This is a genomic window from Clostridioides sp. LIBA-7678, assembly GCF_056716065.1.
On sequence record NZ_CP196987.1, the window covers coordinates 2,603,378 to 2,621,122 of the forward strand.

At 25.8% G+C, this 17,745-nt stretch carries 14 protein-coding genes; all 14 read right to left on the reverse strand.

All coding sequences use genetic code 11. The features are described from left to right. Positions 1 to 15 precede the first annotated feature (15 nt). Positions 16 to 3,387, reverse strand: a complete 3,372-nt coding sequence (locus tag ACTG46_RS12490; protein WP_479922918.1) for an Ig-like domain-containing protein — start codon at positions 3,385 to 3,387, stop codon at positions 16 to 18. Positions 3,388 to 3,402: 15 nt separating this feature from the next. Beyond that, positions 3,403 to 4,521: a hypothetical protein gene (locus tag ACTG46_RS12495; protein ID WP_479922919.1), complete on the reverse strand. Its 1,119-nt coding sequence runs from the start codon at positions 4,519 to 4,521 to the stop codon at positions 3,403 to 3,405. Continuing rightward, the gene (locus ACTG46_RS12500; RefSeq protein WP_054277045.1) at positions 4,522 to 5,196 is read right to left on the reverse strand and encodes a hypothetical protein; all 675 of its coding nucleotides are present in this window, start codon (positions 5,194 to 5,196) and stop codon (positions 4,522 to 4,524) included. It lies immediately after the preceding gene. 8 nt (positions 5,197 to 5,204) lie between these two features. Further along, entirely contained in the window at positions 5,205 to 6,020 is an 816-nt protein-coding gene (locus tag ACTG46_RS12505) for a baseplate J/gp47 family protein (RefSeq protein WP_169469966.1), read from the reverse strand. Then, on the reverse strand, positions 6,001 to 6,414 hold the full coding sequence (locus tag ACTG46_RS12510; RefSeq protein WP_054270754.1) for a hypothetical protein: 414 nt from the start codon (positions 6,412 to 6,414) through the stop codon (positions 6,001 to 6,003). The genes ACTG46_RS12505 and ACTG46_RS12510 overlap by 20 nt, the downstream gene beginning before the upstream one ends. Beyond that, positions 6,407 to 7,183, reverse strand: coding sequence for a hypothetical protein (locus tag ACTG46_RS12515; RefSeq protein WP_054277047.1), 777 nt, complete (start codon positions 7,181 to 7,183; stop codon positions 6,407 to 6,409). The genes ACTG46_RS12510 and ACTG46_RS12515 overlap by 8 nt, the downstream gene beginning before the upstream one ends. 38 nt (positions 7,184 to 7,221) lie before the next feature. Then, positions 7,222 to 10,863 (reverse strand): hypothetical protein, encoded by a 3,642-nt coding sequence (locus tag ACTG46_RS12520; RefSeq protein ID WP_479922920.1) that lies wholly within the window; start codon positions 10,861 to 10,863, stop codon positions 7,222 to 7,224. Between the two features lie 38 nt (positions 10,864 to 10,901). Next, positions 10,902 to 11,267, reverse strand: coding sequence for a hypothetical protein (locus ACTG46_RS12525; RefSeq protein WP_054270795.1), 366 nt, complete (start codon positions 11,265 to 11,267; stop codon positions 10,902 to 10,904). Continuing rightward, positions 11,260 to 12,327, reverse strand: coding sequence for a hypothetical protein (locus ACTG46_RS12530; RefSeq protein ID WP_479922921.1), 1,068 nt, complete (start codon positions 12,325 to 12,327; stop codon positions 11,260 to 11,262). Before ACTG46_RS12530 ends, ACTG46_RS12525 begins: the two co-directional genes overlap by 8 nt. A gap of 1 nt (position 12,328) precedes the next feature. Further along, complete coding sequence (locus ACTG46_RS12535) at positions 12,329 to 12,811, reverse strand: hypothetical protein (RefSeq protein ID WP_169469963.1); 483 nt, start codon at positions 12,809 to 12,811, stop codon at positions 12,329 to 12,331. A 21-nt stretch (positions 12,812 to 12,832) separates the two neighbouring features. Then, positions 12,833 to 13,957, reverse strand: a complete 1,125-nt coding sequence (locus tag ACTG46_RS12540; RefSeq protein WP_479922922.1) for a hypothetical protein — start codon at positions 13,955 to 13,957, stop codon at positions 12,833 to 12,835. Then, positions 13,938 to 14,555, reverse strand: a complete 618-nt coding sequence (locus tag ACTG46_RS12545; RefSeq protein ID WP_054270799.1) for a hypothetical protein — start codon at positions 14,553 to 14,555, stop codon at positions 13,938 to 13,940. The genes ACTG46_RS12540 and ACTG46_RS12545 overlap by 20 nt, the downstream gene beginning before the upstream one ends. Positions 14,556 to 14,669: 114 nt before the next feature. Next, a complete protein-coding gene (locus tag ACTG46_RS12550) occupies positions 14,670 to 15,350 on the reverse strand; it encodes a hypothetical protein (protein WP_054270800.1) in 681 nt (226 codons plus the stop codon). Between the two features lie 47 nt (positions 15,351 to 15,397). After that, positions 15,398 to 17,704, reverse strand: coding sequence for a hypothetical protein (locus tag ACTG46_RS12555; protein ID WP_479922923.1), 2,307 nt, complete (start codon positions 17,702 to 17,704; stop codon positions 15,398 to 15,400). Between the last annotated feature and the right edge of the window lie 41 nt (positions 17,705 to 17,745).

Here is a 17,745-nt window from a genome sequence, read left to right on the forward strand (position 1 = left end):
CCTTTTGTAACTTATCTATATTTTTCTATTTACTATATTAATTTCATCTTTAGCATTTTCATTGGCAATTGCTTTTATAACATCTATACAATTGCCTGTCCAACTTGTATAAATACATGCAATTATTCCATTAATATCAGTTCTATCATTTAATTTTTCTATTGTTCCAAGAGCAGCTTCTACGTTTACAGATGCACCTTCAATTGGATTATTATATTTATCTGTTACTGATATTAAGATGCTTATATCATCTTTTCCATTTGCAAATATAAAGTTGTTTTCTGAGTAAATCTTTAAAAAGTAAGGTTCTAAAGTATAGTCTGATATGTATATATATCCATTGTATAGGGTATTGTAGATTGGATTTAATGATATATGCTTTAATTCTTTTAGTGAAGATGTTTTATGAGTTTCAAAATATACCTTCACCTTAGTTGGGTATTTTTCTTCAAATTTATGCAATTTTATTTCAACTTCATCTTTTTCATAGTCATATAAAGCTATAAAAGAGTTCTTAATTTTGTATCTAACATTTATTGTACTTCCTTTAGGAATTTCCTTTTCAAAAACTACAACATTATTTTCAATATTATAGTTATTCATTGATATATCATTTATTGTAATCTCTATGGTTGTCTCATCTATACCTATATTTTGTAAGTATAAAGTTTTAAATCCTAGAGATTCAAATTTTTCTTCATTTTCAAGTGAATATTCTCCTGTTTTACTTATAAAAAATACTTGAGTATATGGTTCCTCTATTCCAATTTCATATATAATAATAGGTGAATATTGTTGTGGTATAGGAGACATTCTTATAGTTTTAGTATATGGAACCTTAAATATTATTCCATCTTGGTCTAATTCTGCTATAAAATCATTTTGAGATACATATAATGATTGTGCTTTTAATGGTTTTTTAGTTATTTTACCTTCACCATCATATAAAAGATTATATTCTTCAGAATATACATCTACTTTGGTAAATTTTATACTTTGAATATTTTCTACTTTGAAATCATTTGCTTTTGCGACTGCCTCTGCATATTCCTCAATATTTTTTATAATTGTATATTGTTGGGTATCATATGGTAGATTATATGATGTTATATTTTCATATTTAGATGAGTGTTCTGTAGGATTATAAGTGGCTTTAACTTGTATATTTCCTATCGCAGGTACAAATGTTTCTAAATTCATTCCTGTATACTCATATCTTCCAACTTTTAGATTTAAACTATATAATTTTGCTCCCTCTTTCAAAACAATTTTAAATCTCACAAATCTCTTAGTTTCAATCTTTGTATTATTTTCTACTTGAATCCATTTATCTGAGTTTAGTTTTCCTTCTAGATTAATCAACACATTATCATCCTGTATATAAAATTCTACTTTTCCATCAAACTTCATTGCTGGCATTATATATCTTAAATCTGCTGATTCTTCTACTGTATCTCCTAAATCAATTATATTAGTTATAGATACTGAAATAGAATTATCTGATAATGGCATCAATACTTCTTCTCTATAATAAAAATTGAAACTCAAGAAAGAGTCAATAAAATTTCTCCAATCAGACTCACATTCATAAATTAATTCTCGATGTTGTAGTTTAGGCATTTTAGACGGTTTGAGTACAAACCTTAATTTAAATACTTTGCATAGTATTAAATTTTGAGGAATGGGTTGTCCATAAATCAATTTAACTGGTTGCATCCATTCTCCATAAATATCATTATGCCCTACATAATATACATCTACAGTACTGAATAGACTAGATTTTTGTATCCATGATATTTCTTGAATGGATGTAGGTTTTTTGTTGAATACAAATGGTGTTGTTTCATAAATATATTCATCAAGAAAGTCATAATAATAATCGTTATAACATTTTGTTGGTTTTGGCCACAGCATATTATCTTTGTAGAAAAATTTTGAACTGTCAAGTAATAAGTCTTTTTTATTAGTTTTTCTAATATCGTATCTTTCAAATTTTCCTTCTGACTCTGATACATTCAATGTAACTTTTATTAATACTCTAAATTTATTAAAAGCATCCTGTAATACTTTTTCTTGACCATTCATATTGCATTTATTATATAAATAATACTCATCTTGATTATAATAATAATATCCATTATGTATACTTGGACACCAACGTGCTAAAGCATTTTGTAATGTCCTTAAAGACACAATTATAATATCATCAATATGACCATATCTTATAGTAAGCACTTTGGGATAATCTAAAATCACCACATCACTTATACTAGCTTCCACTACAAGCTCAAACCTCTTATACTCAGTTGAATTTAAATTAAATTCGGTAAGACCATATATATAAGTGTGTTTTCTATTATCATCAATTATGAATTCCCCTCTATCAACTTGGCCTAAAAACTCCTTATATTCAGTTGAATCTGCAATTATAGAATCTGAATAAAATTTTATTTTATCTCCATTGATTAGAGTATAATTATCTTCGTCTACTTGATTTTCAAATTCATATAAAACATAAGCTTCTTCTGGGCTAAATTTTTCTATGATACAATAATATTTTCTATCATAAACATCAATAGAAGCTTCAAAGGGTGGAGCTGTATCAATCATATCTTTTTTACCATTTTCTGATACCTGAAAATCTCCATTTATAACTCCAACAAGCGAATCATATTCTAATGGTGGAAATATCTCTATATACTCTTTTTGTCTTGTAACTTCTATCGCTTTTATACACACCTTATGGTCAAAATAACCATATTCACTAAATTCAACCCTATTATCAGTTTCATTATCTTCTAAAAAATCCCTATATCCATGCGTATATGAATATATTCTTACTGGTCCTTTTATATCATAAACTTCTATATCAAATTTATATCGCTTTGAATAATCCTTATTTTTTAATTCTGGCATCAAACTATATAAATAAATATCTGCTACTTGAGTATATTCATCAAATATATAATCTAAAGTTAGTTCAGATGTGTAAGTTGGTCCAAATGGTTCTCCTTCAATTTTTTCCCCAATTGAAGATACTTCTCTTGCGCTTACTTTCACTCTTACTTTAGAATCATAAGTTATATAATTAGTTTTTGCTTCCATCTTATATCTATAATAAAATTTTATAGTGTTGTATTTCACTTTGTTACTTGCTCTTATTCCATATATTTTATTTAACAGTTTAAATGTCTTTTTATATGTAGTATCTTCTGATTTATATAACTTACAATCATTATAATCTCCTATTCCAGATTGAAAAGCTTTCATTCTACTTGCTATATTAGTATTTATATGTGGAACCATTTCCACTCTTTCTGGCAATTCAAATTTAGTATGATTTGGTATTTCATTTTCTTTCATAATTGTACTCTTTTCTTCTTCCATCTTTTCACCTCCAGTCTACTTTTTATAATATCCATATTTTGAAAAACCTTTTATACTTGAGTCAAGAAATGTTGGTAAAAACGAAAAACTATTGTCATAATCTTCATCTTCTCTTACCCATATATCTTCATCATACTTAAAATCATTCCAAAAAATTGAAGTATCTTCTTTTATCTTTGTTACATAATCAATTAATAACTTGGTTGGGGTTGCATCTGAATTATATAATTCTATACTTAATTTTTTATTATTTATATCTACTAATTCATACATTTCAAGACTCTTTATAAAAGAAACAACTGATGATTGATTTTTTTTATCAGGATTTCCTTTTAATAGAATTTCTCCTGTAGAAGTGATGTAAACATCATCTAAAGTTATTAAGTTGTTATCTACTAATATAGTATTTACCAAAACCATCTTTTCAGATATAACAAAATCTTTACTCATATCTTTCCATTCTTTTACTTCTCTAATTCCAAGCTCTCTTGAAATTCCATTGGCAAGACCTCGTTTTGTGGAATTAGCTGGATTTTTAAAAACATCAAGAATTCTAAGCTTATATTCATGGTTCTTTTCTCCTTTAAGCCTAGAACATCCTACTAAAAAACCAAACTCATCAAAAAAATTCCATACATGATGTAAATTTAACTCAAATAAAAATTCTTTATTATTGCACTTTACTTTTATTTTCCCAAAAGGCAAATCTTCTTCTTTATCATATGATTCTCTAACATAAATTACTTTTTTCTTTTTATCAATAAAATAATAATCTGGCTGACTTATGTTGTTTTCTAAATTTTTTTCATTTTTCTTTATTCCAAAAAAAGTATACAAATCCCAACTTCTTTCAAGTATAAGTTGATTTGTATACACCATAGAAATATTATTTACATTAAAGTTACTTGGTAATAAAACTTTATATACCAAATCGACAAAATCCTCATCTGCTGACTCAATATAGATTTGCTTTGAAGCATAAAGCAACATTTCTTCTATTTCATCTAACTCCATGCCAAAGATATTTAAAAACTCAATCCCAATAGATTTGTTAGGGTTTTTCTTCATTTCAAACCAAAAGGGAAGCATTGATCTTATTTTTTCTGTATATCTTGCAAAATCACTTTCTTTCATTTAGATAATCACTCCTCTAAACTTAAGCCCTACTAAATCTCCATTTAAATTATTTAATGTTTTATTTGCATCAAACATAATATCATTCATTACAAATAGAAGTGTGTCAAATACTGTTATAGACTTATTGTATATATCTGTATAAAAAGCAGATACACAAATTTCTTGAATCCTAGCAACTATTTCCTGTTGCCTATCTGAATTCCAATGATTATACTTATCCATTACTATATCAAGTACATTTACTTCTTCTTGTGAATAGCAATTGCTATCTTTATAAAAACTTTTCAAATCAGCAATAATATTATTTAATGTATAAACACTCTCTGTATATAATTCATCTGTATCCACAATCTTTCCAGAATCCACTTTTTTACATAGTTTTAAAGCATGAATTTTAAATATATTCATATGATTAATTAATATTTCTCTAAAAACAGCCTCTTTTCCCTTATTTTCAAGTGTAAAATGTATTTTTATAATATTTTTATTTAGCTCTATTTTTTTAAATATTGGATGCGAATACAACATTAACTGATTATTTTTGGCTCTATACTGTTCTTTATTCTTTATCTTATATTTTTTTCTACCTAAGTAAGCTCCAACTACAGTGATAATTGCAGTTATAATTGCTACAAAACTCTTTATTAATTCCAAATATACGTTTTCAGTCATTATGTCCCCTATATAATTACTACAGAATCCTCATCTGGAGAAACAATAAATTTCTCATCCCATCTGCAATCATGATTAATTAACAAACAATTTTTATTGTTTATCTTAATACTGTTACAAGAATAAGTTAGTATAGAATCACTAACTTGCATTATTCTTTGAGTCAGTTCATTTATAAATAGTGATTCTCCTATATTTATTGAATTTATATAGCTTATAATTTTTTCTCTTACAGACACTCTTATAGACTGTTTCTCTATTTCATCCACATATGAAGAAAAAACTAAATCTATATTTAACTTTAGATATTTAAAATTAGGTAACTTTACTACAACCTTTTCTCCAAATGATGTTATATCTAATAATGCTTTTTTTACACTTGAAAGCAATTCTTCATCACCTATATTTTCAGCTATTGGCACAATAGTCATACTGCCTGGACCATGAGAGTATCTTTTTAATATTACATCTTTTACACCTTCTATACTTAAAACGGCTAATCTTATTGAAGTTTCATTTGCCTTAGCCAAAGTTAATGTTTGATGAGTAATTCTTTTTCGGTAATCTTCATCTGATTCTTCAAATAATCTTTTGCATCCCACTAATAAACCTATAGCGTTTAAAAATTTGCCTGTAGCTGTAGTTACAAAAGCTTGAAGATGGCTCATTGTAAGTACATCATAAAATTCTGATATATTTTTATTTATTATGTCAGAAAAAAGTTTAGCTATAGAACCAGGGCTTGTGTCAAACCCAATTTTATTTAACTCAACTTCTGTTTCTTTAACCAGAGATTCAAAATTTTTATTGTGTATTAATATCATACTTGATTTTCACCCCACTAACTATGTCAATTTCCATGTTAATAACAATCGGATTGTTATTTCTTCTTTCTTTTATGAAAATTAATAATTCTATCTTATTTCTGTGTATTTTAGGTATAAAAAACAAATTATTTTCTCCAACCAACCTGTCATAAAATAATGCATTTTCAATAGATGCTATAATTGAATCTAGCGTATCTTTATTATTTAGTTTTCCTAAAAATTTTTCTATATCTGAACCTATATAGTCCACATTAAACCAATCTTTTGTTACAGATTTTATTCTACAAATACATTTTTGTCTAAGTAAATCATCTGAATTTAAATATAGCAAATTATTGGAATTATTATCATATATAAGTTCTCCACTATCTGTTATGCAAAAATCAAACATTTTTATCTACTCCATTTATTTCTATCTTTTTTGTATCAATAACTATCTCACTTCCAGATAAAATAATTTTATCTTCAGCACATATATTTATATTATTTGAGATTATTGACCAGTTTTCTGATTTAGTAGAAAAATCTCCAAAAACTTCTATAGTTTTATTTTCAGCATTTATCCTTAATCCAACATTAGTTGCTGTAAATATGTCTATACTGCTATCATCTCTTAATTTTACAATTGAAGATTTCTTAGGATGATATATACCAACTTCATTACCTGCAAAACTTCCTTTTCCTTCTATTTTTTCTAAAACACTATCAATAGGATTTTTATCCATAAAGTCTTTATATTTTGATTTATCTTTATTATCATAATCTAACCAAGTCTCACTCATTTTCTTAGTTATTTCTCTTGAGTCTCTCTTTATATTTGATAACAGACATCCATCTCTAATGTGAGTTTTTCTTTTTCTTGATAGATATTGGTGAGATTCATTTGCTATTCCTGTTATCTTAGGCTGAAATACAGAACCATTATTAAATTGTATATAGACTTTATCATCTTTTTCTAATGGTAATAGATGAACTCCTTCTCCTATATTTTGAAAAGGTACGTTTGAAAAAACTGCACTATTACCTTTTACATTCTCTACATATATATCTGCTGTATTTTTATGCATATTAAAATCTATGACTTTTCCTATAGAAGTTGTAAATATTGTATTTGAATATGGATCTATGATGTTATCTATTAATTTATCTTTGAGCTTCACATAATCCCCCCTACTTTAGATTAAACTTCATATATGAATTAGACTTTATATAATGGATATGTAATTATAGTGTTTTTATAATTAAACATTTCATATTGTGTAGTAAGCATATTATTTAGATTTTCATAATTATATAATCTTGTCCGTTTAAATTTATCAGTTGTATCGTTTAGATTTGCTAATCTTTCATTATTTAATATATTTGATACATAAAATAATACTTTATTACATGATTTTAGTACATTACTCATACCGCTATATTTTAATGAATTTGTAGTTAACAAACCTGGAGTAATTGATGTTGTAAATCCAGTTTTCATACTTAGTGAATGTGTTACTTTCTTTGCTAAACATACACCTACTGTTCCTCCAAACAAATCATTAATTGCTATTAAATCATATACATTTATTTGCGGTTTTCCTGTAATAATCAACTCGCCATCGTAAGCTTCTTTCCATGAGTTTTGAATTTCTGATATACAATTTCTTATGGCCATATGTCTATTATTTGCATATAATTCTCTGTATTTTAAAGTTTTATCCTCTAAGTTAGAAAATACATTAAAATTTTGTATTCTTGAATTGTCTAATACTTTAAGCTTTTGGTTTGACCATTTTATATTGCTATCACTTATTATAAAAGGTGTAGATTCTAAATTACCTAATACATTATAGATTCCTCTTACATTTGTTATTAAATTATTATTATCTATAATTATATTATTATCTATAATTGAGTCATAAAAATCTACTATATGCATTTGTGAAAAAGCCTTAGAGTACTCATATATATCATTTTTTATATTGTTTATATTAAATTTATACATCCAAATAGGTAAACCAAAAAACAATCTATGTTCAAATAAAAACGGTCTTGGATATACTATAAATTCAGGCATAGATTTTTCACTCATTTTACATATATCCCATATCTTTTTACCTATTGGTAAAAACTCATAAATCGATTCTCCTATATAATCAATATTCTGAATATCATTGAAGTATATTCCTTTATAATTACTTAAATATATATTTTTAGATATGTCATTTTGAATTGATCTGTAAGTTCCTATAGAATTAGAATCGTACATACCAAAATGCTCTACACCGTATTTACTCTTAAGATTTTTTTCATTACATTCAACGTTTTGGTATTCTATTTTTAAATTTCTCTTACTTATTAAATCTAATATTATATTACTTGCATCTTTTTTTAAATCTATATTGTCATCTGAAAAATTCATTTTTTCATCTAGATATTTATCTGTAAGCTCTATACCATCTGATTTTGCTTCTATTGATATATTATCTTTTGAGATATTTATTCCAACTATAATTCCATTAAATACAACTGGATATTTTGAAGGATTTGAACCATACCCCATACGAATATGTACTCTGGTTCCTTCTTTTAAAACTTCTTGACTGTCTAATTTATTTCTCTTTTCTACTATATCTAAATCAATTTCAGATTTTGAATCTATTTTATATTCCTCTGAACATTTTGATGATATAGGTTGATTTTTATTAAATATATTTAAAACATCATTTTTTATATAATTATTATCATCTAAATTTTTCTTATTATTAAAATCATTAGAAATGATTACTTTTGCACTTGATATGGGAGAATCAACATTTTGAGATATTTTTATATCTACAACAGATTTGTATATATAGTAGTTTGTCCAACTTTTTTTCACCTCTAAAAAGTCTACATCTTCATCACATAACATAAATATAAAGTTTGGAAATGCTCTAGTAAATGTACCTTTTTGTGAATATAAAAATTCATCCACTAACATATTTTCTACAACTGTACTTGGATTATTCTCAGGAAGTTTTTTAAAGGATTGCTTTGGTTTTACTTGTTCAATATTAAATTTTCCAATCTCATTACCATGTATTTTATTAAAATTTTCATTCTTAAATATTAAATTCTCATCAGAATGTAGCTCTTTTCTAAATTCGTTCTCCAATTTATTTATATCTTGAGGTTCATATCCATATTTATATTCTGGTTCTATAACTGTATCTGATTTAATATTTTCTAGTTGTACATTAACTTTATTAAATTCAAATTTATCAGGATATATAATATAAAAATCTGGTTCTACAAAACCATTATATTTTTCATTTTCTTCTATTTTATTCATAACAATATCTGTTCTAGGATATTTTATAAGAGATGTTTGTTTAACTCCATTTTTAAATCTAAAATCTCTTATATTTTGTATAGCATTGTCTATTTCGTAATATTTTGGTAAATTTAGAGTTGGATACATTTCTAAATACATAATTTTCTTGTTAACACAAATATCTTGCATAGTTTTCCTATCTATACCTCTAGATGTACAATCTATAAAATCCTCTTTTGTACCTAATCTACCCTCAGGAATTTCATTATATTCATATCCATTTGTTTCCTTAACTTCATCGAATGGTCTAAATCCTATTGGTTTAGTCTTTTGGATTTTATCTATATCATAACTTCTACATTTAATAGTTATATTGTATAGTCCAGAAAATCCTAAAACAGTATCTACTTGAACATCTTTTATCATTATGTATTCTGTGCCAGTCAAATTAACAAGTTCATTTTCCACTTTTATAATATCTATATTTTCATTTTCAAAATTTCTATTTTTATTATTTAATTTGTTGAATTTTTTTATTATACTCTCATCACTAGTTTTAAATACAAACACAAAGTCAATTTTATCAAATCCCATGTATTGTTTTGTTGGTATTTCACCATTATTTAGTTTTATGTTAGAAAATATATTATTTAAATTAAAATTGATATATGTAAGATACACATTTTCTTTATCACTTAATATTTCATCAAAATAAATTTTATTTGTTGTTGTGGTTTTGCTCTTTATTTTATTGGAATCTATATTTTTTGAGTGTAATTTTTTAAATGTAAATTTACCAGTAAAGTTTACTGACTTTATCTTATTAATCCTCGATAAATTAGAATTTTCAAGATTTTTTTGAGTATAAAATCTATACAAATCCCAATCTATATGGTTATCTAATGAGACATAATCTTTATTAAAATAAGGATTTACATTAAGCTCTTCCATAATTATTTTAATTCTTAGACTCTCAGAAAAACCTTCTACAGTTTCAACTGACATACTTTTTAAGACCACATTATTTATACCATTTGCATTATTCACAACTTTACATTCAATTGGAACAAATGGAGTATATTTAAATTGACAAATTAAATTTCTTAATCCATCTACATAATATTTGAAATCAAATGGTGATTCCACCTTATATCCATTAACTTGATTTATACCATTTGTCATTAAGTTTACAAATATTTCTCTTCTTATATTCTGTTTTTTAGATTGTCCTATATTTGCAAACCTATTTTCATTAAAACTTTCACCATCATTCGTAGAAGTTACACTTATATATTCTGGAGGTATTTCAAAACAGCAATCTCCTATTCTAAAAATATTATCAACATTGTCTTTATATTTGAGTCTATGTTCATACTGAATATATTCATAATAACTTAAAGGTTTATATTTATTACTTAAGTTTCTAAGTGTTGCTTCTTTATATAGCATATTAACTATTTCTTGACTATCTCTATCTGTTATTTCCTGAGCAATAGCTCCATAATATGATTGATTTGAACTTTTATTAGACTCATTACCCATAAATTCACCCTCTTTAGCTCATAAGTACTTTTATAAATTCATAAAATGATTTTAGATATTATGCTTTCAATTTCATCGCTTGTTATATCTTTTCTATCATCTTGTATTGTAGTTCTTATATTTAAATTTTTTATATTTTTAAATAATTTTTTTATAATCTTTTCACCATAATCTATATTAGCATCTAAAGGGGATTGAGCAGATATTTTCATATTTAATGCTTTATCATTGTTTATCAAAATATCATCTTCTATTATGTTATCTTTACTTTCTGAATTATAATATTCGTCATTTAATTTAGATTTAATATTATTAAAAACTACCTTAGCTTTTATTCCTCTTCCTAATAAAAAGTTTTCATATTCTTCATAAAATTTTTCTTCAATATTATTTATACTATTCATGTATAATATCTCCAATCATTTTTAACATCTTTATTTTAAGTTTTTCAAGTCTGTTTTCATAAAAATCTAAATCTATATTTGAATCTTTTCCACCTAAAATATAATTTATATCAATATTTTTATATCCTGCTCTATTTAAAATATCTCTTATTTCTAAATGAATCTTTGATATGTTGTTATAATCTTTTAAACTTTCGTCGATATAAAAATCATTTATTTTAGAATTAATTCTATAATTACCATTTTTAAAGTCATCTTCATTTTCAGTAGAGTCTTTATTATTATCTTTTTTACATATTGAATAAGTAATATTATCTTTATTATTTTTATTCCCTATGTTCAAAACATTTGAGTCTATATATTTAGTTTCTATATTTAGTTTTTGTATATTTTTATTCTCTATCACTTTTAGTTTATCTGGAGTGTCCCATTTTGTATTTATAAATTTATTAGAATCTAGATGATAGTATTTAGGTTTTATATAATTAATTTTGAGGTTTTTCTTGTTTAAACTTTTTATCTTATTTTGACTATTCATATATTCTTTATTAGATTTATTATTTAAATAGTCTTTGTCATATTCAAGATTTACATCTACACCTCTTAGTTTAAGAATATATTCAGACTTAGCTGTCATATCCATAAGCTTCTCATAATCCCAATCACATATTTCTTTAAAGGAAATATCTGGAAATGCTGCTTTTACAAATAGCTTACTTTGTTCTAAAAAAGTATTAAGTTTTCCTCTACTTTCCTCAAAACAATTTACTATTGAACTTTCATCTAAAATATGAGATTCATAAATTAGTTTTTTAGAAATTTCATCTGTTAATCCTGCCACTGAACTTTTTGAAAAAATAAATTCCTCAGGATATATTAATGCAGATTGACATATAAAATCATTAAACTCTTCGTATGTATTAGAAATAATACTAGCTTTCATATATATATTTAGATTAATCAATTTAAATATATATTCATGTGTGCCAAATTTGATATGAATTAATTTTTTATAACCCATTTTTTCTTTTATATTTATAATATCTTGTATTGAAAGCATTCTATATTACCTCTATTACAAAATCTTTTGTAAAACCTGACTTCTCCATAATAACTTCAGAATATGAAGTTGCTAATCCTGCCTTAGAATTATCTTTCCAATCATAGTTTTCTGGCCATAATGTCACAGTTTGGCATATAATTTCTTCACGTTCTAAAGTATCAATATTTTGAAGAGACAATAACTGCTTATATTCAAATCTATTAATCGTTCTAAATATAAACCTTTTTTTTAAAATATCAATCATATATATATCATAATCAGACCATTTCTTTTTCCATGTTTGTAATTGAATTGTCCCTGGTCCATCTTTAAATAATGGTGTATCTTCTAACGCTAAATCTTTCAGTTTTTCATTTTTACTGCCATCATTAAAAACATCTGCATATAAATCAATTTCATCTATATTTTTTCCATATTGAGATTCTAAATCCAACTTAGCCTGTTTTGCCAATAAATCTATTTTTTTTTCATCATAATTCATTTAATCTCCTCCAAACACTATTTAATTGTTAATTTCAATTACATCTTTTGCTATAAATTCATAAACATCGTATACAGGATTTCCTGTTGTATCTATTTCTTGACTTACTGATATAGGTGATACTCCAATAATTTTTCGATATTTTTCTTTTTTGTCTCCATATATAAGACTTATAGAAAACTTACTCTTTTTAAGTGTATTTATATTATTTGGATTAAAAGAAAGTTGATAGTCTGAATCTTCTAAGTCAAACTTTTGCTTGTTCTCTCCATAATAACAATCATCTATTAAACCATCAATCAAATTATAATCACATTCTACTTCATCATATATAAAAGAATTTATAGCTTTTAGATTACAAGGCGATTTATATTGATTCTCTTCTTGTTTATCTTTAATACAGATTTCTTTTTCACTATTCTTCAAAATAATTATATTATAATTGGAATATAATTTTCTAAATATCAAACTCCAGGTCTTCTTACACAATCTTCCAGTTGGTATTATCTTATGTTCTTTTTGAAAAACCTTAATCATATCATATGTACACACACAATAATAACCATATTTTAATTCACTAAAGCTTCGTTCCTCATACATATATCCCATATATACTAAAGCTGTTTGAACAGAATGTATTCTAATATCATATTTGCTACCAAAATTAACATAGAACAGAGATTTATCATAAAGAAATGAGACATCATTGTCATATACATTACATTGATTTTTATATAAGACATTGTCATATTCTCCATATATACATTTATCATTTAGATTTCTTAAATCATATCCATATATCCAATCTGGTATAGATATTTTTTCTTCTTTATTTGAAATAGACTCATCATAAGTATTTATATTTTGTTCTAAAGAATTAGAGAAATTTTTTAAAGCATTGCTGACAGGGATTTTTATATAACCTAATACTATCCTATTTCCAATAGCTATATTATCAAATGTATTAGATGTATATCCATAAATAGGTTTACTTTGTTCTTTGACATAAAATTTTATTGCAGATATTTGTTTATTATGTTTTCCATTTATATAAATCAATACATCCGAACTACCATAAAACTCTTCTTTATATGTACTATAATCTCTCCTTTTTTTATTTACATCATCAAAGTTTAAATTTGTCATATTTAACGCCTTTCAAATTGCTTTTTTTAGAATATTCATATCCTTCAATCGTAAAATCATAATAGAATACTGAATTTGAGTATATATTTGAATTACTTATATTATTTGATACTGTTTTATGAGTTTCTAAATTTGCAAAATCCTTCAAATCCATTGCTACAAAGTGAATTATATTTTTTATAAAAACATCCTCAATAGAAATAATTTGACTATCATTGGTAATATCTATTCCATATATCATCATTTGTGTGGCATATTTGTATTCATTTAAAGATACTATCATCACATCAAATAAGGGCAATTCATCTGAACTAATCTTTTTTTTATTAGATAAAATTGAAACTTTATTTGTCAAATCACTTATTAGATTCTGATTTATTAAAGTAAAATCCATTTTCCCAGAAATCATCTTAGGTCCTCGAGTATATCCAGATACATGTGTACTTCCTATTGATGCTACTGGCTTTTTATTTCTTTGAATTGAGTAGGATATACTTGTCAAGCTACCTAAAAGAATTGGCTTAGATTCTGGAAATAAAATAAATGCGAGAGAATCTGTACTTGAGAATGCTTTGTAAAAAGTATTATCTAAATCCATTTTATTTACCTCTCTTTTTATTTATATTTAGAAAAAACCCATATAGTTTTTAAATACACAAAATATACTTACAAAGATTTAACTACATGGGTTTTTTAATTTTATGATTTATTTTTATTTTTCATCTTTTGAGTATACACCTTGTATAAGTGGTGATATTTTTCTAGCTCTATAATTTAACTTTTTCTCTAAGACGATTGTATCAATAGATACCTCACTAGATTCATCTACTATGTCAACATCATATATTTTTTGAAATGCACATTGACCTTGTTCATTTCCAAATGTCATTGTTATATCAAATGGTGGCAAAGAATCTAAATAAACTATTCTATTATCTCTTATCGGACTAAATCCATTAGGTACTTTAAAGTTTTCATCACTTACTCTAGAATTATTTTCATTATACTTAGACTTACTATTCATATTCATAGCATCTTGTGCTGTAACATTCCACTTCAACATTTCTACTGCATTTATAAAATTTTCCTCTTCAGTTATAGCTAAAGTTCCTGAAGTTGTAAATACTGTAGATTCTGATGATTTTAAAATGCTTTTCATAGATTTAATTAGAGAATCTTGGTCAAACATAGCAAATACTAATGACCCTTTAATCTCTCTTTTTCCACTTGAAAAACTTCGTGCATCTGGACTTCCTAATGTATATACTGGCTTTTTTTCACGTTCTATACTCCATGATATTTTTTGTAATTCTCCAATAACTTGATTTGCAAAGCTTACAATTAAATCAGCTCCAGAAAATGCTGTTAGTGTGTTTATATTCGTGCTTGCCATAGTGATATCTCCTAACCATTAAATCTAAATGGATATTTTCTTCCATTTTATTTTTTTAAACCTACTATAGTGGTTATTTTTCTAAGTTCTTGTGGTGCTACTATACCAACTTCTAGCTTAGCCTGTCCTAATATTAAATCTTGTTGCGTTGCTATTAGGTTAAAACTATAATCTAGTATAGCTCCTTGTAATAGTAATGTATCTAATCTCTTTGCAATTGTTGCACTTAATGCATTTCTCTGCTCTATTGTATTTGCTTCCCCTATAAATGGGTCTGCTACTTCTCTTATATTATCAGTTACTGCTCTCATAACCTTTAATGTAGATAATTTTGAGTATACACTATCTTTCTTTGCGGATGTTGGAGCATCCACTACAAAAACCTTATTTAAACAAGTTCTGCTATTTAATTTTTTAGAATTGAATGAAACAAATTTATTCCCTGTTATATCATTTAATTGTGCATTTGAAAAAGAGTACTTTAATGATTTTACACCACTTAATATCTTATTTGTTGGAGATGAATATGGTAAGATATTCGTATTTAAAGCAGCATAAAGCACTGCCGCATTTCCTTCTCTAAGTGAACTTACCTTATGTTCAACTATAGGTGTAGGCCCTGCAACCACTGATATAAACTTTCCAAGGTCTATACAATTTCCCTGTCCATCAGTAATTATAGAGCCTTTATCATCTTTCATTAAAAACTCATTATTATATTGTGTTAAATATTTAGAGTGTAATTGAACACCTGACAAAGAGGTGTCTTTTAATGGATTCATTGATATCACGCCATATGTAGATTTATTTCTATAAGATAAGACTGCACAAAATAAAGCAAGTTCATATGCAAAATTTTGATGTCTATCAAATAGTTTATCATCAGCATAAACACCTAAGGGTACTATCCAATCTACATTATAATTTTCAAGCAACTGATAAGCACCTTGTTTTACTATATATCCATTTCTATCCCTTTCTCCTGATAATGCCTTAAACATATCTTCTTTATTCATGTCTAAACCATTAGAGCCTCCTATAAAATATGTAGCTGATTTTATCAAGTCTTTTGTTAGTACTTCTGGTGTATCTGTTTCTGCAAAATATGTTGTTTGTAAAGTATTTATTGCATCTACTAACTCTCCAAAGGTTATGTAGTCAAGAGTTGACAATATCAATGGTTCTTCACCAATACTCATTTTAGATTCTGGCTTAATTATTTTTACATATTTTCCTATATAATTGCCAAAAGTATCTCTCAAATCTTCTACTTTCACTTGACCTAAATTATATATATCTCCAGCAAACCTAGATTTTAATCTTATTTTTCTTTCTATATTTTCTTTAAATGGCATATAATAACTTACTGATACTACTTGTCCCATTTCAAAACATTCTTTTTTAAGAGTTATAGTCTTTGATTTTTTATCTATTGAAAAAGAGTTCAAATCGAGTACTTTACTTCCACCAACATATAATATAAGTGTTCCATCTACTGGAGTATTGCTTAAAAGTAGTTTTTGAGTTGTTGTAGCTGTCATAAAAATATTTCCATCTAATTGAGTTTCTATATCTTCTCCAACAACTTCTACCCTATAACCAACAGCTACTTTTTCTCCTTCACTTAAAGATGGCATTGTTATAACATTATCATTCATTTCAATGTCATCCTCTATAGGTTTACCATCATAAGTAGCTACTATAGCAGCTCCATTTGGTATATTGGATAGAAAAATTTTTTTATCTTTATTTAAAGTTAAATATTCTGGTTTCTGCTCAACCCAATATCTATAACTATAAGATACTGAAACAGGTACTCCTGCATCACAAGCATTTTTTTCTATTAATATACTTTTTGTAGATTCATTATATGTAAATCCAGATAATAGCTCAATTCCTTTTACATACACTCTAATCGAACTTGGAACAATTCCTTTTCCACTTAGTTTTATATCAGTTTTCTCACAACCTTGAATAATGGATAAATCCTCATCTATTTTTTTATTTCTTTCAACCACTTGTGATGGTGCACTTATATTTGATGTTGAACATGTACCAGATATTCTCATCACTCTTATATCTTGACATCCAGCCTCTCTAGCTTGCTTATATGAGTGAACTAATGTTGCACCATTTGGAATTCCATTTAAATTAATATCTGAGCCAAATAGTAATTCTATAGAAGAATCATCTATAGCTACTGGCTCCATTACTGGTCCATCAACTGCTGTACCAAGTAACAACATGCTATCAGTATTGTATTCATCTGAGCTAAATCTAAGTGCAGAACCACCATCTTTAAATTCAACTAACATTCCTGGAAGATTAGGATACAAATTTCCTAAATTTGCCATAAAGGTTTTCCTCCTCTAAATCTTGTAGATTTTACAGATTT